Origin of the sequence: Bacillus sp. SN32 (assembly GCF_002837495.1) — a bacterium.
GTDB classification, from domain to species: domain Bacteria; phylum Bacillota; class Bacilli; order Bacillales; family Bacillaceae; genus Bacillus; species Bacillus subtilis.
This window is the reverse complement of the sequence record NZ_PJCT01000002.1, coordinates 302,513-324,990: the sequence shown is the minus strand read 5'-3', so window position 1 is coordinate 324,990 and position 22,478 is coordinate 302,513. Positions and strand designations below refer to the sequence as shown.

19 protein-coding genes and 1 other annotated feature are annotated in these 22,478 nt (G+C 45.1%); of the genes, 15 read left to right on the top strand and 4 right to left on the bottom strand.

Translation table 11 applies throughout. The features are described from left to right. Window positions 1-102: 102 nt before the first annotated feature. From lutA to CW370_RS10050, 5 genes are all read left to right on the top strand, one after another. On the top strand, window positions 103-819 hold the full coding sequence (gene lutA, locus CW370_RS10070; protein ID WP_029725948.1) for a lactate utilization iron-sulfur protein LutA: 717 nt from the start codon (window positions 103-105) through the stop codon (window positions 817-819). Between the two features lie 26 nt (window positions 820-845). Beyond that, window positions 846-2,285 (top strand): lactate utilization iron-sulfur protein LutB, encoded by a 1,440-nt coding sequence (gene lutB / locus CW370_RS10065; protein WP_014480926.1) that lies wholly within the window; start codon window positions 846-848, stop codon window positions 2,283-2,285. Next, window positions 2,285-3,007: a lactate utilization protein LutC gene (lutC, locus tag CW370_RS10060; protein ID WP_088326990.1), complete on the top strand. Its 723-nt coding sequence runs from the start codon at window positions 2,285-2,287 to the stop codon at window positions 3,005-3,007. The genes lutB and lutC overlap by 1 nt, the downstream gene beginning before the upstream one ends. Window positions 3,008-3,114: 107 nt before the next feature. After that, on the top strand, window positions 3,115-4,149 hold the full coding sequence (locus CW370_RS10055) for a glycosyl hydrolase family 18 protein (protein WP_101169611.1): 1,035 nt from the start codon (window positions 3,115-3,117) through the stop codon (window positions 4,147-4,149). A 97-nt stretch (window positions 4,150-4,246) separates the two neighbouring features. Beyond that, window positions 4,247-4,482: a binding site (T-box leader), on the top strand. Between the two features lie 68 nt (window positions 4,483-4,550). Next, window positions 4,551-5,894 carry an amino acid permease gene (locus CW370_RS10050; protein ID WP_101169610.1) on the top strand — a complete coding sequence of 448 codons (1,344 nt, stop codon included), beginning with the start codon at window positions 4,551-4,553 and terminating at the stop codon, window positions 5,892-5,894. Between the two features lie 40 nt (window positions 5,895-5,934). On the opposite strand, the gene CW370_RS10045 is transcribed toward CW370_RS10050, so the two are convergent. Then, window positions 5,935-6,852 carry a DMT family transporter gene (locus CW370_RS10045; RefSeq protein ID WP_029946021.1) on the bottom strand — a complete coding sequence of 306 codons (918 nt, stop codon included), beginning with the start codon at window positions 6,850-6,852 and terminating at the stop codon, window positions 5,935-5,937. 99 nt (window positions 6,853-6,951) lie between these two features. Between CW370_RS10045 and CW370_RS10040 the strand changes: the two genes are divergently transcribed. Continuing rightward, complete coding sequence (locus CW370_RS10040) at window positions 6,952-7,830, top strand: LysR family transcriptional regulator (protein WP_003243271.1); 879 nt, start codon at window positions 6,952-6,954, stop codon at window positions 7,828-7,830. A 156-nt stretch (window positions 7,831-7,986) separates the two neighbouring features. After that, a complete protein-coding gene (locus tag CW370_RS10030; protein ID WP_003228318.1) occupies window positions 7,987-8,997 on the top strand; it encodes an LLM class flavin-dependent oxidoreductase in 1,011 nt (336 codons plus the stop codon). Between the two features lie 48 nt (window positions 8,998-9,045). Here CW370_RS10030 and araR read toward each other — a convergent pair whose 3' ends face one another. Next, window positions 9,046-10,134, bottom strand: coding sequence for an arabinose utilization transcriptional regulator AraR (gene araR / locus CW370_RS10025; protein ID WP_003243070.1), 1,089 nt, complete (start codon window positions 10,132-10,134; stop codon window positions 9,046-9,048). Window positions 10,135-10,337: 203 nt separating this feature from the next. Between araR and araE the strand changes: the two genes are divergently transcribed. The 7 genes from araE (at window position 10,338) to eno (ending at window position 19,249) form a co-directional block, all read left to right on the top strand. After that, complete coding sequence (gene araE / locus CW370_RS10020) at window positions 10,338-11,732, top strand: arabinose-proton symporter AraE (protein ID WP_003243899.1); 1,395 nt, start codon at window positions 10,338-10,340, stop codon at window positions 11,730-11,732. A gap of 297 nt (window positions 11,733-12,029) precedes the next feature. Next, complete coding sequence (cggR, locus tag CW370_RS10015; protein ID WP_009968188.1) at window positions 12,030-13,052, top strand: gapA transcriptional regulator CggR; 1,023 nt, start codon at window positions 12,030-12,032, stop codon at window positions 13,050-13,052. A gap of 46 nt (window positions 13,053-13,098) precedes the next feature. Next, window positions 13,099-14,106: a type I glyceraldehyde-3-phosphate dehydrogenase gene (gene gap / locus CW370_RS10010; protein WP_003219957.1), complete on the top strand. Its 1,008-nt coding sequence runs from the start codon at window positions 13,099-13,101 to the stop codon at window positions 14,104-14,106. A 316-nt stretch (window positions 14,107-14,422) separates the two neighbouring features. Then, the gene (locus tag CW370_RS10005) at window positions 14,423-15,607 is read left to right on the top strand and encodes a phosphoglycerate kinase (RefSeq protein ID WP_003243051.1); all 1,185 of its coding nucleotides are present in this window, start codon (window positions 14,423-14,425) and stop codon (window positions 15,605-15,607) included. Window positions 15,608-15,637: 30 nt separating this feature from the next. Continuing rightward, a complete protein-coding gene (tpiA, locus tag CW370_RS10000) occupies window positions 15,638-16,399 on the top strand; it encodes a triose-phosphate isomerase (RefSeq protein WP_003243394.1) in 762 nt (253 codons plus the stop codon). Continuing rightward, a complete protein-coding gene (gene gpmI, locus CW370_RS09995; RefSeq protein WP_003228330.1) occupies window positions 16,392-17,927 on the top strand; it encodes a 2,3-bisphosphoglycerate-independent phosphoglycerate mutase in 1,536 nt (511 codons plus the stop codon). Before tpiA ends, gpmI begins: the two co-directional genes overlap by 8 nt. A 29-nt stretch (window positions 17,928-17,956) precedes the next feature. After that, on the top strand, window positions 17,957-19,249 hold the full coding sequence (gene eno, locus CW370_RS09990; RefSeq protein WP_041850522.1) for a phosphopyruvate hydratase: 1,293 nt from the start codon (window positions 17,957-17,959) through the stop codon (window positions 19,247-19,249). Between the two features lie 43 nt (window positions 19,250-19,292). Here eno and CW370_RS09985 read toward each other — a convergent pair whose 3' ends face one another. Next, window positions 19,293-19,760 (bottom strand): GNAT family N-acetyltransferase, encoded by a 468-nt coding sequence (locus CW370_RS09985; RefSeq protein WP_076457576.1) that lies wholly within the window; start codon window positions 19,758-19,760, stop codon window positions 19,293-19,295. Window positions 19,761-19,889: 129 nt separating this feature from the next. Between CW370_RS09985 and CW370_RS09980 the strand changes: the two genes are divergently transcribed. Next, on the top strand, window positions 19,890-21,695 hold the full coding sequence (locus CW370_RS09980; protein ID WP_101169609.1) for a zinc ribbon domain-containing protein: 1,806 nt from the start codon (window positions 19,890-19,892) through the stop codon (window positions 21,693-21,695). Between the two features lie 35 nt (window positions 21,696-21,730). Here CW370_RS09980 and CW370_RS09975 read toward each other — a convergent pair whose 3' ends face one another. Further along, window positions 21,731-22,429, bottom strand: coding sequence for a zinc ribbon domain-containing protein (locus CW370_RS09975; RefSeq protein WP_101169608.1), 699 nt, complete (start codon window positions 22,427-22,429; stop codon window positions 21,731-21,733). Window positions 22,430-22,478: the final 49 nt, after the last annotated feature.

The following is a 22,478-nucleotide window of genomic DNA, read 5'->3' as shown; positions in this document are numbered from 1 at the left end:
TTCCCTTCCATTGTCAGAATAGTGTACGATATTCATATAGTTATTTTAACTCAGGTCATCAGATGACCTGATCATATATTGGGGATGAGAGAGGGGTTCATCATGAAAGTCTCACTTTTTGTCACTTGTCTTGTTGATATGTTTCAAACAAATGTCGGAAAAGCAACGGTTGAGCTGCTGGAGCGGCTTGGGTGTGAGGTTGATTTTCCGGAAGGGCAGATTTGCTGCGGGCAGCCGGCTTACAACAGCGGCTATGTAAATGACGCCAAAAAAGCAATGAAACGGATGATCGAAACGTTTCAGGATTCCGAATATGTTGTCAGTCCTTCCGGTTCCTGCACAACGATGTTCCGGGAGTATCCGCACCTGTTTCAGGATGATCCGAAATGGGCCGATAAAGCGAAAAAGCTGGCGGATAAAACGTATGAACTGACAGATTTTATTGTGAACGTACTTGGAGTAGAGGATGTCGGCGCGACCCTTCATACAAAAGCGACCTTACATACGTCGTGCCATATGACAAGGCTGCTGGGTGTTCGGGAGGAGCCGATGAAGCTGTTGAGCCATGTGAAGGGCCTGCAGTTTACAGAGCTTCCGGGCAAACATAACTGCTGCGGATTCGGAGGAACGTTCTCCGTCAAGATGGCGCAGATTTCTGAGCAGATGGTCGATGAAAAAGTCGAATGTGTGGAGGAAACGGGAGCAGAGGTGCTGATCGGTGCTGACTGCGGCTGTTTGATGAATATCGGGGGACGGCTTGGCCGAAAAGATAAGAATGTCAAAGTGATGCACATCGCCGAAGTGCTCAACAGCAGATAAAACTGGATTCAGAGGGGGAAAGGATCATGGCGATGAAAATCGGTACTGACGCTTTTAAAGAGCGGGTATCACAGGGGATTGATAATGAATTTATGAGAGGTGCTGTTTCGGGTGCACAGGAGCGTCTGCGGACGCGGCGCCTAGAGGCAGCAGAAGAACTGGGAAACTGGGAGGAGTGGCGCTCATTATCAGAGGAAATCAGGCAGCATGTCCTTGAAAACCTTGATTTCTATCTCGGACAGCTTGCCGAAAATGTGGCGAAAAGAGGCGGACATGTCTATTTCGCGGAAACAGCGGAAGAGGCGTCTTCTTATATTCGTGATGTCATTCAAAAGAAGAACGGGAAGAAAATTGTGAAATCTAAATCAATGGTCACAGAGGAAATCAATCTGAATGAGGTGCTGGAGAAGGAAGGCTGTGAAGTCGTAGAAACCGATCTCGGCGAGTATATTTTGCAGATCGATGATCACGATCCGCCGTCACATATCGTAGCGCCCGCCCTTCATAAAAATAAAGAGCAGATACGCGATGTGTTTAAAGAAAGGCTGGACTATCAACATACAGAAAAACCGGAAGAGCTGGTGATGCATGCGCGCGCCATTCTCCGGAAAAAGTTTCTGGAAGCGGATATCGGCATTACCGGCTGTAACTTCGCCATCGCTGACACGGGTTCTGTCAGCCTTGTGACCAATGAAGGAAATGGACGGCTTGTGAGCACCTTGCCGAAAACACAAATTACCGTCATGGGAATGGAGCGGATTGTCCCGTCATTTTCTGAATTTGAAGTGCTTGTCAGCATGCTGACAAGAAGTGCTGTCGGACAGCGGCTGACAAGTTATATTACAGCTTTGACGGGTCCGAAGCTGGAAGGTGAAGTGGACGGTCCGGAAGAATTCCATCTTGTCATCGTTGACAATGGACGATCCAATATCCTTGGAACGGAATTCCAGTCTGTGCTGCAATGTATCCGCTGTGCCGCCTGTATCAATGTCTGTCCTGTGTACCGCCATGTCGGCGGACATTCATACGGCTCAATCTACTCGGGGCCGATCGGAGCGGTTTTATCGCCGTTGCTCGGCGGTTATGACGATTATAAGGAGCTGCCGTACGCGTCTTCACTGTGCGCTGCTTGTTCAGAAGCCTGCCCGGTCAAAATCCCGCTTCATGAGCTGCTACTCAAGCATCGTCAGAATATCGTCGAAAAAGAAGGCAGAGCGCCGATCAGTGAAAAGCTTGCAATGAAAGCATTCGGACTTGGCGCATCCTCCTTATCGCTTTACAAAATGGGCTCAAAATGGGCGCCGGCCGCCATGACGCCTTTTACAGAGGACGAAAAAATTTCGAAAGGGCCCGGCCCGCTTAAAAATTGGACACAGATCCGCGACTTCCCGGCACCGCATAAATCGAGATTCAGAGACTGGTTTGCGGACAGAGAAACAAGTGAACGCACGAAGGAGGAGCAGTGATGACGAAGGGAACCATTCAGAATCAAGAGAGCTTTTTAAATCGAATCGCATCCAGCCTGGGCCGTGAAAGAAGAACAGGAGGCGTGGCAGTCCCTGAATGGGCGCATCAGCCGCAATATAAAACACTTGAAGGATATTCAGCGGATGACTTAGTCACAGTGCTCAAAAACCATTGTGTCAAAATCCATACAGAGCTGATTGAAACGGATTCAACCGGCCTTTATGATGCCCTGCGCGAGCAAGTCAGCCGCTTTTCCGGAGGCCCTGTCATCATTCCGAAGGACCCCCGCTTTGAAGAATACGGACTGAAAAGCCTGCTCACCAAGGACTGGCCGAGTGAAGGAACGCCGGTCTGGGAGTGGGATGCTGACAAAGGCGAGGACAATATCAAAAAAGCGGAGCAAGCCAATGTAGGGATTACATTCAGCGAAATTACATTGGCTGAGTCGGGGACGGTTGTCCTCTTCTCCTCAAAAGACATCGGCCGATCTGTCAGCCTTTTGCCGACGACTTATATTGCGATCGTGCCGAAATCAAGCATTGTACCGAGAATGACACAAGCCAGTGATATCATCCGCCAAAACATTGCGGACGGTGTCACTGTTCCTTCATGTATCAACTACATTACCGGACCGAGCAACTCAGCCGACATTGAAATGGATTTAGTTGTGGGAGTGCACGGACCTGTAAAGGCAGCATATATTCTCGTCTCTGACCGCTGAACTCAGGAAGCCCGGCAGGCATATGCCGGGCTTTTTGCTTGAAAAAACTTCAACTTCCAATTTTTTGACCGATGAGAAGAGTATGACTTGATACAGGAGGAAATGCGATGAAAAAATGGCTGATCATAGCGGTTTCACTGGCGATTGCGATTGTTCTGTTTATGTATACAAAAGGAGAAGCGAAGGCAGCCGGTATGACAGTAGGCTACACGACTGGGGATACGGCTTCATACAATTCTCTTACGAAATATCATACATACATGAATGCCATCGCAACCGATACGTTTGCGTTTGAAAAAAACGGACATGTGATTGGCGATGCCCCAACTAAGCAGCTGACATATGCCAAAAAGAAAAAAATCAAGACATGGGCTGTCATTTCAAACTATAATGATGCCATTTATGATTTTGACGGAGATTTAGCGAGTCGAGTCATGAGTAATAAAACAGCGAAAAAACGATTCACAGATCAGTTAATTACACTGGCCAAAAAGCACTCATATTACGGAATTAATATCGATTTTGAAGCAGTAAATCCAGAAGACCGCGCTGCGTACTCGACCTTCATTCAATATGTCTCACAGGCTTTGAACAAGAAACATATTAAAATAATGGTATCCGTTCCGGCCAAAAGCGTCGATGATAAAAATGATGACTGGAGCTGGCCGTATGATTATGCGAAAATCGGCAAATATGCCGACTTCGTACAAGTCATGACCTACGACGAACATGGCATTTGGGGTGAGCCAGGGTCAGTGGCAAGCACAAACTGGATCAAAAGCTCTCTGCAGTTTTCAGTCAAAAAGATCAAAGCCAATAAAGTCATCATGGGAATCCCTGCGTACGGCTATGACTGGGATGTAAAAGACGGAAGTACCAGCACAATAAGGGAATGGAATGAGCTCAAATCCCTCATCAAAAAACAAAAAGCAAAGCCGGCATTCAACAAAAAATCAGGCTCGATGACGTTTTCTTATGTTGATAAAAAGAAGCATAAACATGTCGTGTGGTATGAAAACGAAAAAACCGTTCAAACGAAAAGCCATCTGGCAAAGCAATATAAAATAGCAGGTGTTTCAGTTTACGCATTAGGAAACGAGTCAGAATCCTTTTGGAAAGCCATTCGAAAAGGGACAAAATAACAGTTTCTTTTTTCTCTGAAGTTATTGACAGTTAAAAGAGAAGCACGTATATTATGTTAATATATTCAGATCATAAAATTTGAGTTTTTCAGAAAACTAAAACACATAGATTGGGAGCAGTAAAAGAAAGTGATCAGAACAGAGAGCTGCGGGGTGGTGCGACGCAGCCTGATTCTTCTTTGAACTCGCCCGGGAGTGGTAAGACGGAACGGAATAGATTGAATATTCCCTATGTTTTAACGGCTAACCTTCGTTACAGGTCAAAAGCAGGATTCTTCATGAAGAATCAACAAGAGTGGTACCGCGGTCAGCCGAAGGCTCGTCGTCTCTTTATCTATTAGATTAGGTAGGAGACGGCGGGCTTTTTTGTTTTTGAAAACGAGAAGGAGAGGTAGAAGAGGATGAAAAACGACAATCAAACGTTAAAACGCACGATGACGTCCCGCCATATTATGATGATGGCGCTGGGCGGAGCAATCGGCGCAGGTTTATTTAAGGGGAGCAGCTCAGCGATCGATGTGGCAGGGCCATCTGTCATTCTCGCATATCTGCTCGGCGGGATTATTTTGCTGTTTATTATGCAGGGGCTGGCGGAAATGGCTGTTCGAAACCGTAACGCCAGAACCTTCCGTGATCTTGTCCAGCAGGTATTGGGAAATTACGCCGCTTACTTTTTGGACTGGATCTACTGGAAAATGTGGGTGCTTAACATTGCGGCTGAAGCTGTTGTAGCTGCGATTTTCATTCAATATTGGCTGCCGGGCTGCCCGATCTGGGTGTTGGCATTAGGAATTTCTCTTATCGTCACGATTGTAAACTTGCTTTCTGTTAAAATCTTCGCCGAAACCGAATATTGGCTGGCAATGATCAAGATTACCGTTATTATTATCTTTATTATTCTGGGATTGCTGCTCTTATTTGTATCATTCGGTGATCATACAGCATCCGGATTTTCAAATCTGACAGACCACGGCGGATTTTTCCCGCACGGCGGCACAGGGCTGATCACGGCGATGCTTGTCGTCATCTACTCTTACGGCGGTACAGAAATTATCGGTGTAACGCTTGCAGAGACAAAAAATCCGGAAAAGGTTGTCCCGAAAGCTGTCCGCAGCACACTGACACGGATTGTCGCGTTTTACCTGCTGCCGTTTTTCATCATCGTCAGCCTGATTCCATGGAACCAAGTCAATTCCGTTCCGGAAAGTCCTTTCGTAATGGTCTTTAAAATGGTAGGCATTCCGGGCGCGGATCATATCATGAATGCAGTCATCCTGCTGGCGATCATTTCTTCTATGAATTCAGGTTTATACGGATCATCACGCATTTTGTATACACAGGCAAGTGACGGAAGGCTTCCAAAGGTCTTCTCTAAGCTTTCATCGAAAAACGTACCGATGTTTGCGATTCTGATGTGCACTTCTTCTCTCTATATTGGCGTATTGATTTCTCTGTTCGCAGGAAGCCAAACATTTAATTATTTAATGGGATCATTGGGATATACCGTTTTATTCATTTGGCTGATTATCGGATTCGCTCATTTAAAATCGAGAAAACAGCAAACGGAAACACCGGCCTATTATGTAAAATGGTTCCCGTACACGACATGGTTTGCGATTGTGGCATTACTCGCCATTCTGATCGGGGTCATCATGACAACATCAATTGTCATTACCGGCATTACTGCGGCGATCTACCTTTTGATTACAGTTGCATATTTGGTCAAAGGACGCAAGCATCAGTAAATAAGAAACCCTCTTGCCGCATCCGGCAAGAGGGTTTTTATTATTGTGCAGCTTTCTCGTTTATACCAATCGCCGCAGCTTTCTGCGCTTTTGATTTTGTATTCACGAGACAGATGCTCGTGACAATCAGCAGCAGCCCTGCCAAGAGGCTAAGGGTGAGCGGTTCATGCAGGAAAATGGAGCTGGCCACGATTGATATGAGCGGAATCAAAAAAGTATAAGATGCGACCTTGCTTGCTTCTCCTGAACCGACAAGCGTAAAAAAGACAAGCCAGCCGAGTGCGATAACGAATACGGAGATAAACAGCAGGCTCGTGATAAACGGAGCTGTCCATTGGATCGCCGAAAAGCTTTCTGTCCAAAAGCCGGATATAAGCAGAAACACGCTTCCGATCGTCAGCTGCAGAGCGACCATCCAGATGGAATCGACGCGGCTGCCTGTTTTTTTCATATATACCGTTCCGAGCGCCCAGCTGATTGCGGAGCCGAGAGCCAGCAGAACCCCAATGACAGAAATATGCCCGCCAAAGCCCGCAGCACTAATGACGGCTACTCCCGCAAAACCGAGGATGAGTCCGATCACTTTCATTACAAACATGGATTCGCCGAGCCACAGCCAAGAAAATACACCCATCAGAACAGGCTGGAAGAAGACGATTGCAGAAAACAGGCCGGCCGGAAGATAATTCAGCCCGATCGTTTGCAGGCCGTAGAATAATGTAATATTTAAAAGAGCAGAAACAAGATAAATCGGCCACGTTTCTTTTAAGCGTAATTTATGAATACGCGGCAGTGCGACTATGACTAATAAAAGCCCGCCGATCAGCGTTCGGATGCCCGCGAACAATAATGGCGGAGAATAGGCGAGCGCGGCTTTGGACAGCGGCCAATTGACGCCCCACATGATGACGAGAAATGCGAGCAGGAGAGCTGTCCGCGTTTTTGAGAGCTGCTTCATTGTTCATTCACTCCTTGTAGAACTTTTCCATCATATGATACGGTAGAACATAAGATAAATAAAATGAATCTTTTTTATAAGGAGCATAAGTAAATTGTTATGACTATTACTCAATTAAAGGTTTTTGTGAAAATAGCTGAAACGGGAAGCTTTACAAAAGCGGGTCAGGCGCTGAACATGACACAGCCGGCTGTCAGCCATGCGATTTCTGCGATCGAAGCTGAGCTTGATGTAAAGCTGATCATTCGTGACCGCCGCAATGGCCTGATGCTGACGGATACGGGAAAACAGATCTTAGTACACATCAGAGAAGTCTTAAAAGGCATTGAAAAAGTTGAGCAGGTAGCAGCAGCGGAAAAAGGGCTTGAACTGGGAACGATCCATATCGGCACATTCTCAACTGCCTCGGCTTATTTTATGCCGAAGCTGATCAGTGAATTTAAACAAAAATATCCGAAACTTGAGCTCGTGCTGCACGAGGGAACTGTAAATGAAGTCAAGGAGTGGCTTCATACGCGGATGATAGATGTTGGGATTCTTCTGTATCCAACAGAGGAGATGGAGTACATTCATTTGAAAAAAGACAAAATGGCTGTCGTGCTCAGGGACGATCACCCGCTTGCCAGTCATTCAGCCATTACGCTGAAAGATCTTGACCATGAACCGATGATCGTCTGTGACGGCGGCTATGAATCACCATTTATCGATATGTTCAGGCAGGCGGGTGCTACGCTGCACCCAGCTTTCACGGTCTATAACATCAACACCTCGATCAGTATGATCAGAGAAGGCCTGGGCCTGGCCATTTTATCAGAAATGTCCATGTCGGGGATGCCGCTGCCAGAGCATGTGGTGACCCGGGAATTGGACCCGCAGGTATACCGTGATGTGCAGCTTGCTGTTCCGTCGCTAAAGGAGGCTTCTCTGGCGGCTAAGCTCTTTATTGAGATGGCTAAGGAGCTGTTTGGAGCAGAATAATGTTCCAAACCGTTCGTTTTATATTGTTCGAATTTCATCGAATCAAATTCTTTTATTCCTGAATGCAGTTGTGTTATGGTGTGATAGAAGTTCTTTCAATCATGACCTGACAGCTTTGGGCTGTTTACTGATAACACATTTGCAAAGGAGAACAATATGTCTAACAACCAACGCAAAGATACCTTGCTTTCTGTCTTGAATTTATCTCCGGTTGTTCAGGGAGGAACGATTGCAGAATCATTCCGAAACAGCATGGACTTGGCGCGCCGGGCAGAGGAATGGGGCTATCACCGTTACTGGCTTGCTGAACATCATAATATAGAAGGTGTTGCAAGCTCTGCCACCGCAGTTTTGATTGGCCATATTGCCGGAGGCACGAAGAAAATCCGCGTCGGTTCCGGCGGCATTATGCTCCCGAACCACTCTTCATTAGTCATTGCTGAACAATTCGGCACACTGGAAACACTGTATCCCGGGCGGATTGATCTGGGGCTTGGACGTGCGCCGGGAACAGACCAGTTGACAGCCAGAGCACTCCGCAGAAACATCAACAGCGGGGAGGATTTTCCAGAACAATTAGAGGAACTGCGCAATTATTTTAAACCGTCAGGAAATGTGCGCAATCAAGTTCGCGCCATTCCCGGAGAGGGCATAGATGTGCCGATTTGGCTGCTGGGCTCAAGCGGTTTCAGCGCCCGTTTGGCAGGTGAACTAGGTCTTCCGTTTGCCTTTGCCGCTCATTTCTCACCGGCGAATACGGTTCCCGCTTTGGAGCTGTACCGCAATTCCTTCACGCCGTCAGACGTGCTCGACGAACCGTATGCGATGGTCGGTGTCACCATTATCGCGGCAGATACAAACGAGAAAGCGCAGCACCTTGCGACTTCGCATTATCAAAGATTTCTTGATCTTGTCCGCGGTACGCCGAACCAGCTTAAACCGCCTGTTGAGGATATGGATCAAATTTGGAGCCCGTATGAAAAAGCGATGGTCAATGAGCAGCTGAGCTCCACGATTGTCGGAGGTCCGGAAGAAGTGAAGGCGAAGCTTGAAGATTTCGTCAAAACGACACAGGCTGACGAAATTATGGTTAACTCAGAAACCTTTGAACACGCAGACAGAATGCGTTCGTTTGAAATCATCGCTGACGTTTGGAAAAACAGATAACAGCTATAAAAAAAGCAATGTAGCGGGGAGACCCATACATTGCTTTTTTTATTCATTCAGTTTTCGTGCGGACTGGCGAATGATCAACTCAGGCTCAAATATGACATCCTCTTGCTTCGGCTTTTTATGCTCTAAGCAGTCAATGACATATTTGGCGGCTGCTTTTCCAAGCACCGATTTCGGATGTTTGACAGAGGTTAGTTTCACTTCTGAGATTTGGGCGAAATGTGAATCATCGTACCCGACAATAGACATATCCTCCGGCACTTTAAGATCCATCTCCCTCAGCATATCAATCACCTTCAGCGCAATTTCATCGTTATAACAAAGAATGGCTGTCGGCATGTGCTTGCTGTTTTTCTCCAGTGTGGCTTTTACTTTCTCCAGAAGTTTTGATTCTTTTTCTTCCGTTGTAAATGTCACGATCATATCCGGAGAAGGAAACAACTCACGCTCCCGGTGCGCCTGTATAAATCCGTTCATCCGTTTCACGCCTTGTGTGTCATCAGCTTTAAAAATACCCATCATATGCGTGTGGCCGAGAGAAAGCAAATGCTCCGCCGCCATCATCCCGCCTTTCACATCATCCAAGGTAAAACTTGGCGCGGCAAGCTCGGCATATGACGCGTTAATCATCGCAAAAGGAATGCCGTTTTTCTCCAAGTTCAGATAATAGCCGATGTTTGGGGTTTGAAGGGCGCTTTTTGTCGGTTCTACGATGAGTCCGTCAATATGCTGGGACAGCAGGTTTTCTAAGCCTCTTCTTTCGTTGTCCGGGTTGTTGTTTGTGCTTGTCAAAAGCATAGAATACCCCTGCTCGCTTAAATAGGACTCGATTCCTCTGATGATGCTCGGGAAAATATAGTCTGATATGTAGGTTGTCAAAACACCGATCGTTTTATTGGAATGCAGCGCTGACTTAGCAGAGCGTGAAGCGACAAAGGTGCCTCCGCCTTGCACGCTGTACAGCAGACCTTGTGATACGAGGTCTCCGATCGCTTTGCGGATGGTATGCCGGCTGACGCCGAATTGCTGCATTAATTCGTTTTCGGTAGGGATTTTTTGATCGGGCAGTATTTTGCCTTGATTAATCCAAGAACTGATTTCTTCTTTTACTTGCGCGTATTTTGGTAACATATCCATTCCTCCAAAATGTATACGGACAAATTTCAGTATATCACAGCGTTCTTTGTAAGAAAACATTGACAGAAAATGCAAACAAGATTATTCTATATTTGTACGTACTAATTAAATGTAATTTTCGTTAAATTTTAATATAAGTACGTACAATTGAAGTTTTGAATGAAAACGCTTTACTCAACATTCGGGAGGGCAGGGAAATGAAGAATACTCCAACTCAATTAGAACCAAATGTTCCTGTAACACGAAGCCATTCAATGGGATTTGTCATTTTGATCTCATGTGCGGCGGGGCTTGGCGGCTTATTGTATGGCTATGACACGGCAGTGATTTCTGGCGCCATCGGTTTTCTGAAAGATTTATACAGCCTGAGTCCGTTTATGGAGGGACTTGTCATTTCAAGCATTATGATTGGAGGAGTTGTGGGCGTCGGGATATCCGGATTTTTAAGTGACAGATTCGGCCGGAGAAAAATTTTAATGACAGCCGCTTTGTTATTTGCGATATCAGCAATCGTTTCAGCGCTTTCTCAAGACGTGTCCACCTTAATCATTGCAAGGATTATCGGGGGGCTGGGAATCGGGATGGGCTCATCGCTCTCTGTTACGTATATTACAGAAGCGGCACCGCCCGCCATACGCGGAAGTTTATCTTCCTTATATCAGCTCTTTACGATACTGGGGATTTCCGCAACATACTTTATTAATCTAGCTGTGCAGCGGTCCGGAACATACGAATGGGGCGTGCACACCGGCTGGAGATGGATGCTTGCTTATGGAATGGTGCCGTCCGTCATTTTTTTCCTTGTCCTGCTCGTCGTCCCGGAAAGTCCGAGATGGCTGGCGAAAGCGGGCAAAACAAATGAAGCTTTAAAGATCCTGACACGAATTAATGGAGAAACTGTTGCAAAAGAAGAATTAAAGAACATTGAGAACTCTTTAAAAATAGAACAAATGGGGTCGCTCTCCCAGCTGTTTAAGCCGGGGCTCAGAAAGGCGCTTGTCATTGGAATCCTGCTGGCGCTGTTTAACCAAGTCATCGGCATGAACGCGATTACTTACTACGGGCCGGAAATCTTTAAAATGATGGGATTCGGGCAAAACGCCGGATTTGTGACGACTTGTATCGTCGGGGTTGTAGAAGTTATTTTTACCGTTATTGCGGTGTTGCTGATTGATAAAGTCGGACGAAAAAAACTGATGTCCATCGGTTCTGCTTTTATGGCTATTTTTATGATTTTAATCGGGACGTCGTTTTATTTTGAGTTAACAAGCGGGATCATGATGATCGTCCTTATATTAGGTTTTGTCGCTGCTTTCTGTGTCTCGGTCGGACCGATCACATGGATTATGATTTCTGAAATCTTCCCGAACCATCTGCGTGCGCGGGCCGCGGGCATTGCGACCATCTTTTTATGGGGAGCAAACTGGGCGATCGGACAGTTTGTGCCAATGATGATCGATTCTTTCGGGCTCGCCTATACATTTTGGATCTTTGCGGTGATTAACATCCTTTGTTTCCTGTTTGTCGTTACGATCTGTCCGGAAACGAAGAACAAATCGCTCGAGGAAATTGAAAAGCTTTGGATAAAATGAAAACGCTTTAATGGAACAGCCCTTTCTACGGGAAGGGCTGTTTATATTGGGATGCACCATTTGGCGCTTTCTGTATAAGATAAAGATATATAGGATAAAATATTGCTGGATAAAACGACGCGGCATGAAAACTCTGCGAATATTGTCGATGAATTGGCTCTTAACAGTTGAATAAACAATTCCACCCTGTTAAAATAATTAAAGAAAGCAGAAATGATTTTTTTTGGCTATGACGGGACGTTTTTTGTCATAGCGGGACATATAATGTCCAGCAAAAAAGGAAGGAACGTTTGAGTCATGAACCAGTTAATACAAGCTCAAAAAAAATTATTGCCTGATCTTCTGCTCGTTATGCAAAAGAGGTTTGAAATCTTGCAGTATATCAGGCTGACAGAACCCATCGGGCGAAGAAGCCTGTCTGCCAGTCTCGGAATCAGCGAGCGTGTGCTGAGGGGCGAGGTTCAGTTTTTAAAGGAACAGAACCTGGTTGATATTAAGACAAACGGCATGACATTGACAGAAGAGGGCTATGAACTGCTTTCTGTTTTGGAAGATACGATGAAAGATGTTTTAGGTTTGACTCTTTTGGAAAAGACATTAAAAGAACGTTTAAATCTGAAGGATGCCATTATCGTATCCGGAGACAGCGATCAATCCCCATGGGTCAAAAAAGAAATGGGAAGAGCGGCTGTCGCATGTATGAAAAAAAGATTTTCAGGCAAAAATATCGTCGCTGTAACTGGCGGTACGACAATTGAAGCTGTCGCCGAAATGATGACGCCGGATTCTAAAAACCGCGAGCTTTTGTTTGTGCCTGCAAGAGGCGGTTTAGGCGAAGATGTGAAAAACCAGGCGAACACCATATGCGCGCATATGGCGGAGAAGGCTTCAGGCACTTACCGGCTTTTGTTTGTTCCGGGACAGCTGTCACAAGGCGCCTATTCATCTATTATTGAAGAGCCTTCTGTCAAAGAGGTGCTGAACACCATTAAATCAGCGAGTATGCTGGTTCATGGAATCGGCGAAGCTAAAACTATGGCTCAGCGCAGAAACACGCCTTTAGAAGACTTAAAGAAAATAGATGATAACGACGCGGTGACAGAAGCGTTCGGCTACTATTTTAACGCGGACGGCGAAGTGGTTCACAAAGTGCATTCTGTCGGAATGCAGCTGGATGACATAGACGCCATCCCCGATATTATTGCGGTAGCGGGCGGATCATCAAAAGCCGAGGCGATCGAGGCTTACTTTAAAAAGCCACGCAACACGGTTCTCGTCACAGACGAAGGAGCCGCAAAGAAGTTATTAAGGGATGAATAATCCCTCAATATAAATATCTCTCACTTATTTAAAGGAGGAAACAATCATGGCAGTAAAAGTCGGTATTAACGGTTTTGGTCGTATTGGACGTAACGTATTCCGCGCAGCATTAAACAATCCTGAAGTTGAGGTAGTAGCGGTTAACGATTTAACAGATGCTAACATGCTGGCTCACCTTTTACAATATGATTCTGTACACGGAAAATTAGACGCTGAAGTTTCAGTTGACGGTAACAACCTTGTTGTTAACGGCAAAACAATTGAAGTTTCTGCAGAACGCGATCCTGCTAAACTTAGCTGGGGCAAACAAGGCGTTGAAATCGTAGTTGAATCTACTGGTTTCTTCACAAAACGCGCAGACGCTGCGAAACACTTAGAAGCTGGCGCGAAAAAAGTAATCATCTCTGCTCCTGCTAACGAAGAAGATATCACAATCGTTATGGGTGTTAACGAAGATAAATACGATGCGGCTAACCACGATGTTATCTCTAACGCATCTTGCACAACAAACTGCCTTGCGCCGTTTGCAAAAGTACTTAACGATAAATTCGGCATCAAACGCGGTATGATGACAACTGTTCACTCTTACACAAACGATCAGCAAATCCTTGATCTTCCGCACAAAGACTACCGTCGTGCGCGTGCAGCAGCTGAAAACATCATCCCAACATCAACTGGTGCTGCTAAAGCAGTTTCTCTAGTTCTTCCTGAACTAAAAGGCAAACTGAACGGTGGAGCAATGCGTGTTCCAACTCCAAACGTTTCTCTAGTTGACTTGGTTGCTGAACTGAACCAAGAAGTAACAGCTGAAGAAGTAAACGCAGCTCTTAAAGAAGCGGCTGAAGGCGACCTTAAAGGAATCCTTGGCTACAGCGAAGAGCCATTAGTTTCTGGCGACTACAACGGAAACAAAAACTCTTCTACAATCGATGCTCTTTCTACAATGGTTATGGAAGGCAGCATGGTAAAAGTAATCTCTTGGTACGATAACGAAAGCGGCTACTCTAACCGCGTTGTTGACCTTGCAGCTTACATCGCAAAAAAAGGTCTTTAATTTATAGCTGAAAAAGGACCTGACTTGGTTCTTTCGAATAGAAGCGCTATAATGAAAGCGGACAAGGGAAGGGGACGGACTCCCTTTCCCTTTTTCCATGAAGACCGGCTTTCAGAAAACGCTCTGTGATAGAGAAACGACCGCGTTTTAAGCAGCTTTGCCGGCACTTTCGCCTAAGGCCGCTGCCCTGGCTTTTAGACGAACTGCCCTGTGCCGAAAAAGACTGCGATCTGCCCTAGCGGCGTTATCGCTTGAACAGACGGTTTCACGTTTTTCGTGCTGTATGCAAACCATTTTGAAGGAGGATCTCCTAGGCATGAATAAGAAAACTCTCAAAGACATCGACGTAAAAGGCAAAGTTGTATTCTGCCGCGTCGACTTTAACGTTCCAATGAAAGACGGGGAAGTAACAGACGATACACGTATCCGTGCTGCGCTTCCAACAATCAAACACCTTGCAGACCAAGGCGCAAAAGTCCTTCTTGCGAGCCACTTAGGCCGCCCGAAAGGCGAAGTGGTTGAGGAGCTTCGTTTAACTCCTGTCGCTGCACGTCTCGGCGAACTGCTTGGAAAAGAAGTGAAAAAAGCGGATGAAGCATACGGCGATGCTGTAAAAGCACAAATTTCCGAGATGAAGGACGGAGACGTTCTTGTATTGGAAAACGTACGTTTCTATCCTGGTGAAGAGAAAAATGACCCTGAGCTTGCAAAAGCATTTGCTGAACTTGCAGATGTATATGTAAATGACGCATTCGGTGCTGCCCACCGTGCTCACGCATCTACAGCTGGAATTGCCGAGCATCTGCCAGCAGTTGCAGGTTTCTTAATGGAAAAAGAGCTTGATGTACTTGGAAAAGCGGTTTCCAATCCTGACCGCCCGTTCACAGCGATCATCGGCGGAGCGAAAGTAAAAGACAAAATCGGTGTAATCGAAAGTCTTCTTGATAAAGTAGACAACCTGATCATCGGCGGAGGTCTTGCTTATACTTTCGTAAAAGCGCTTGGCTATGAAGTCGGTAAATCTCTTCTTGAAGAGGATAAAATCGAGCTTGCGAAATCATTTATGGACCGCGCTAAAGAAAAAGGCGTTAACTTCTACATGCCTGAAGATGTACTCGTTGCAGATGATTTCTCTAACGATGCAAACGTGAAAATTGTGCCGATCTCTGAAATCCCTAGTGATTTAGAAGCAATCGACATTGGTACGAAAACACGCGAAACGTATGCTGACGTCATCAAAAACAGCAAACTTGTCGTGTGGAACGGACCGATGGGCGTATTCGAAATCGACTTGTTCGCTCAAGGAACAAAAGCGGTTGCGGAAGCATTGGCAGAGGCGAAAGATACATACTCTGTCATCGGCGGAGGAGACTCTGCGGCAGCGGTTGAAAAATTCGGCCTTGCTGACAAAATGAGCCACATCTCAACAGGCGGCGGCGCATCCCTTGAGTTTATGGAAGGCAAAGAGCTTCCAGGGGTAGCTGCACTGAACGATAAATAATCTCAAAACTGCTATAAGGAAGTGGAACAGATGAGAAAACCAATTATCGCCGGTAACTGGAAAATGAACAAAACACTCGGCGAAGCTGTCAGCTTCGTTGAAGAAGTGAAATCTTCCATTCCAGCAGCAGACAAAGCTGAAGCTGTTGTTTGCGCGCCAGCGCTTTTCTTAGAAAAGCTTGCTTCTGCTGTTAAAGGCACTGACCTAAAAGTCGGCGCTCAAAACATGCACTTCGAAGAAAGCGGCGCGTTCACAGGCGAAATCAGCCCGGTTGCTCTGAAAGACCTTGGCGTTGACTACTGCGTCATCGGCCACTCTGAGCGCCGTGAAATGTTCGCTGAAACTGATGAAACAGTTAACAAAAAAGCACACGCAGCTTTCAAACACGGCATTGTGCCGATCATCTGTGTAGGTGAAACGCTTGAAGAGCGTGAAGCCGGCAAAACAAATGATCTTGTTGCTGACCAAGTGAAAAAAGGCCTTGCTGGTCTTTCTGAAGAACAAGTTGCTGCTTCTGTTATTGCGTATGAGCCAATCTGGGCAATCGGAACAGGCAAATCTTCTACAGCGAAAGATGCGAATGACGTGTGTGCGCATATCCGTAAAACCGTCGCTGAAAGCTTCAGCCAAGAAGCTGCAGACAAGCTTCGCATCCAATATGGCGGAAGCGTAAAGCCTGCAAACATTAAAGAATATATGGCAGAGTCCGATATTGACGGTGCTTTGGTCGGCGGCGCGAGCCTTGAGCCACAGTCATTCGTTCAATTATTGGAGGAAGGTCAATATGAGTAAAAAACCAGCTGCACTCATCATTCTTGATGGGTTCGGATTACGTAACGAAACAGTAGGGAACGCAGTCGCTTTAGCGAAAAAACCGAATTTTGACCGCTATTGGAACCAGTATCCTCATCAAACATTGACTGCTTCAGGCGAGGCTGTAGGTCTTCCTGAAGGGCAAATGGGGAACTCCGAAGTAGGTCACTTAAATATCGGTGCGGGACGTATTGTGTACCAAAGCTTAACACGCGTAAATGTTGCCATTCGCGAAGGAGAGTTCGAACGCAATCAAACATTCCTTGACGCGATCAGCAACGCGAAAGAAAACAACAAAGCCTTGCACCTGTTCGGTCTTTTATCTGACGGAGGCGTGCACAGCCATATCAATCATTTATTCGCACTGTTAAAGCTTGCGAAAAAAGAAGGGCTGACAAAGGTTTATATCCATGGCTTCCTTGACGGCCGTGATGTAGGTCCGCAGACAGCGAAAACGTACATCAACCAGTTGAACGATCAAATCAAGGAAATCGGTGTGGGTGAAATCGCCAGCATTTCCGGACGTTACTACTCTATGGACCGCGACAAACGCTGGGACCGTGTAGAAAAAGCGTACCGCGCAATGGCGTACGGCGAAGGCCCTTCTTACCGCAGCGCCCTGGATGTTGTTGATGATTCATATGCAAATGGTATCTACGATGAATTCGTGATTCCATCTGTCATCACAAAAGAAAACGGTGAGCCTGTTGCGAAAATCCAAGACGGCGATTCTGTGATTTTCTATAATTTCAGACCGGACCGCGCCATCCAGATTTCCAACACGTTCACAAACAAAGACTTCCGTGACTTCGACCGCGGCGAGAATTATCCAAAGAACCTGTATTTCGTCTGCCTGACTCACTTCAGTGAAACAGTTGACGGCTATGTAGCGTTTAAACCGATAAATCTTGATAACACAGTCGGAGAAGTATTATCTCAGCACGGGTTAAAACAGCTTCGAATTGCAGAAACTGAAAAGTATCCGCATGTCACGTTCTTTATGAGCGGCGGCCGTGAAGCTGAATTCCCGGGTGAAGAGCGTATTCTCATCAACTCGCCTAAAGTTGCAACGTATGACTTGAAGCCTGAGATGAGTGCGTATGAAGTGAAAGACGCGCTTGTCAAAGAAATTGAAGCTGACAAGCATGACGCGATCATTCTTAACTTCGCAAACCCTGATATGGTCGGCCACTCCGGAATGGTTGAACCAACAATTAAAGCAATTGAAGCAGTGGACGAATGCTTGGGCGAAGTCGTTGACGCGATTCTTGCTAAAGGCGGACACGCCATCATTACCGCTGATCACGGTAATGCTGACATTCTGATTACAGAATCAGGCGAACCGCACACTGCGCATACAACAAACCCAGTCCCTGTGATTGTAACGAAAGAAGGCATTACGCTGCGTGAAGGCGGAATCCTAGGCGACCTTGCACCAACGTTATTAGACCTTCTTGGTGTTGAAAAACCGAAAGAAATGACAGGAACATCTTTAATTCAAAAATAATTTGAAAATCAAAAGGAGAGACAAAACTCATGCCATACATTGTTGATGTTTATGCACGCGAAGTATTAGACTCCCGCGGCAACCCAACAGTTGAAGTTGAAGTATATACAGAAACAGGAGCTTTCGGCCGCGCATTAGTGCCAAGCGGAGCTTCTACAGGTGAATACGAAGCGGTTGAGCTTCGTGACGGCGACAAAGACCGTTACCTTGGAAAAGGCGTGTTAACAGCTGTTAACAACGTAAACGAAATCATTGCTCCAGAGCTTCTTGGCTTTGATGTAACTGAACAAAACGCAATCGACCAGCTTTTAATCGAGCTTGACGGTACTGAAAACAAAGGCAAACTTGGTGCGAACGCAATCCTTGGCGTATCTATGGCTTGTGCGCGTGCTGCTGCTGATTTCTTACAGATTCCTCTTTACCAATACCTTGGAGGATTCAACTCAAAAACGCTTCCTGTACCGATGATGAACATCGTAAACGGCGGAGAGCATGCTGATAACAACGTGGATATTCAAGAATTCATGATCATGCCTGTAGGTGCTCCTAACTTCCGTGAAGCACTTCGCATGGGCGCTCAAATCTTCCACAGCCTGAAATCAGTATTAAGCGCAAAAGGCTTAAACACCGCTGTAGGTGACGAAGGCGGATTCGCTCCAAACCTTGGTTCTAACGAAGAAGCGCTTCAAACAATCGTTGAAGCAATCGAAAAAGCCGGCTTCAAACCTGGCGAAGAAGTTAAACTTGCTATGGATGCTGCATCTTCTGAGTTCTACAACAAAGAAGACGGCAAATACCATCTGTCTGGCGAAGGCGTTGTGAAAACATCTGCTGAAATGGTTGACTGGTATGAAGAGCTTGTTTCTAAATACCCAATCATCTCTATCGAAGACGGACTTGACGAAAACGACTGGGAAGGCCACAAGCTTCTTACTGAGCGTCTTGGCAAAAAAGTTCAGCTTGTTGGTGACGACCTCTTCGTTACAAACACGAAAAAACTTGCTGAAGGTATTAAAAACGGCGTAGGCAACTCTATCCTGATCAAAGTAAACCAAATCGGTACATTGACTGAAACATTCGATGCGATCGAAATGGCGAAACGCGCAGGCTACACAGCTGTTATCTCTCACCGTTCTGGTGAAACTGAAGACAGCACAATCGCTGACATCGCTGTGGCAACAAACGCAGGACAAATCAAAACAGGTGCTCCGTCTCGTACGGACCGTGTTGCGAAATACAACCAGCTTCTTCGCATCGAAGATCAGTTGGCTGAAACTGCTCAATACCACGGTATCAACTCTTTCTACAACTTAAACAAGTAATAAAAAGACCGCCGGGATTTTCTCGGCGGCTTTTTTTATGCTTTTAGAGATCCAAATAAAGCCTCACCATATCACGGCATTGAATGCCGTTTTCAAAAATCTCCTCGTCGTAGTGTCTGATAAAAAAATCATGGTCGATCGCTTGAAGGCGAAATCCGCATTTTTGATATAGAGACAATTGATGGATGCTTGAATTTCCAGTACCTATTTCAATCACCTTTGCTCCCATGTGTTTCGCTTTTTCAATGGCGTCGAGGATAAGAAGCTTGCCAATGCCCTGTTTTTGCATTGTTTGTTTTACTGCGATGTTAACGATTTCTACCGTTTGTGGCCTAGTTGTGATGATCACGTATACACCAGCTAATTCGCCTGATATATAACCTGTGTAGCATTCTCCTCTGACCAAGTAGTCATCAACAATTTCTTTTGACGGATCGGCGAGCAGCAGAAGCTCATACAGCGCTTGATCAAAGTTTGTTGCTTTTTGAATGGTGAGGTGTTGCATTATCATTCCACCTTTTCATAGTTTATAGAGATATTTTCATGATTTTCTCCAATTTCTTACCATTCTATTATAAAATATGTAACATAGGAAATAAGCACAAAATATAGCGGGTATAACAAACAGGAGGAAAGCCACATGTTTTGTAAGGAATGCGGTCAAAAAAATAATGAAGGAGCCAAGTTTTGTAAACAATGCGGCACCCCGATCGGAGGGGGCAGCAAACAGGCGAATCAAGAAACAGCTAGCACTGCAGAAACAAGGCAGGCTCCGCGAAAACCGATCCCTAAGAAAACCATCATTTTATGGAGCAGCATTGCCGCGGCGTGCGTTATATTATTCGCCGCATATAAAACCGGAGCGTATTTTACTTCAAAGGATAGGTTAGTTAACAAGTTTGAACAGGCCGTAAATGATGAGGATCAGGACCAAATCGCGACTCTACTTACACCGGTAAATGACAATCTTAAACTCACTAAAAATAATGTAAAACCGTTTCTTACATATTTGAAGGATCATCCAGATAAAAAAGATGAACTTTTTGCATCGCTGCGTGATGAAACAGCCCAGAAGGATATCGTATATGCGGAAAAAGACGGGAAAAGCCTGCTGGTATTTGACCATTATGACTTAAAGGTAGCACCTGTTTATTTTGAAGTGAGCAGCAATTATAAAAATACCGATCTATATGTCAATAAAGAGGAAGCCGGATCTGTAAAGAAAGCAGATCAAGCACAAACCCTTGGTCCGTACATTCCCGGCGAATATACAGTCTCAGCCAAACTGAAAAACGATGTCGTTGACCTTGTGAAAAAGGAAGACATTCAGGCGATTGGCGATAACAGCTTTCGTGTTGATCTCTCATTGGAAGCAGACGATGTGACATTCAGCTTAGCGGATGACATCAAGAGCGGGAAGGGAGATTTGCTGATTAACGGTAAATCAATTCATAAAGATCCGTTCAAAACTTTTACATATGGCCCTCTTTTGACTGATGGCAGTATGACGGCGACTGTGAAAACTGACTTTCCATGGGGAAAGCAAATGACTGATGCAATGCCAATTACAGGTAGCGACATGAAGATGAGATTAGTTCCTGATAAAGAAACAAAAGAAAACATCATAGAAACCATTAATAAGGCGACTGAGCAATACACGGCTGCCTTTTCCAATGGGAAAACCGAACAGATGACAAAAGCTGTATCCGATGTTAAAGCTCAAACGAAAAAACAAATTTCAGAGATGAAGAGCAATCATATGTATTATAAGGATAAATATATAGAAACAGATTACGATCTTGATTCATTTGCTATTTCACAAAGTGACAAGGGACAATGGATTGTTTCAGTGAACGGAAATGAACTTCACGAATCAGCTTATTTTGATGATTATACAGAACCTGAGATGAAACAAGAACATACAGCTTATCGTTATTATTTGTCGTATGATAAAAAACAAAAAGAATGGAAGCTTGAGAGTGCGGAGACCACTTCTGATTCCATAGGAGACCATATAAAAACTCTTAAAAATGAAAATCCTAAAATATACACCTCCGCTTGGGCGTCATCAAATGAGGCCAAAGTTAATTCCGACACACTTACAAAAGAGCAAGTGACATCATTTATGGTTGATTATCTGACAAATCAATCAAGTGCTGTGAGTTTAAATGAATTTGCAGTGATGGAAGGTAATTTGGAAAAAGGAAGCACATTATATGCTGATCAGCAGAAACTAGTTAAGAAATTGTATAGCGAGGGGACGACTGAAGTATTTATTGATGTAGAGGTCAAAAGCTTTAGCCAAAGCGGCTCGAATATCACAATTAAAACATACGAAGAATTCGAAATCACAAAATCAGGCGGCAGTCCAAAGCTCAGAACATATAACTGGACTTATACCGGCGTAGTGAAGAACGGAAGAATTTACTTAACGTCTATTCAATAAAACAATCCCATCACCAGCAGGTGATGGGATTGTTTTTAAAAGAGCATATAACGGAAAATTTCTTTGACATAGTGTTCGATAATAAGCTGAAATGTAACGCAGATGATCAGATAAATCACAATCGTTGAGTAAATGACATCAATTTTCCCTTTATATGAATGCTGGTAACTGCTCAGCATCGCAGGAGGAATGGCGAAGAATGCACCGATTAAACCAACGGCTAATATAGTAAAGCAAATGTCTGTATGTAATAAAAAGAAGAAAAGGGCAAGAATCAAAATAGCCGTAAAAGGAATAAGAAATGCTCCGAATCTTGAGAATGAATCCTTGAAAGACACTTGGTTTCCCGCGATTTTCAGGGCGAAAAAGATGCATGCATGCAGGCCAAATAGAAATAAAATAAAATAAATGGTTGGCTCTAAGAAGATTGCTGTAAAGCTTACGCTTCCGGGACCGTCTGAAAAAAGAATATAAAACATCAAAGGGGTCAGCAAACTGAAAAGAACCATCGTAATGATTGCGCTGATCAGCTGTTCTCCGCCTGTTGCTTTACATTCCTGATAAGGGCGTTTCAGGACGGATAAGACAAATGAACCGAACTGTTTTGCTGCTTGCTTTGCAGCGGCTCCAGTTTGAGCTGCATGCTGGTGGCCTGATTGACCGGAGAGCGGTGATCCGCATTTCTCACAAAAATTTCCACCATCTGTTTGATGGCCGCATTGAGGACAATACATAAAATAACTCCTTTACCTGTAATATAGGGAAAATAGACTAATAGTTTTA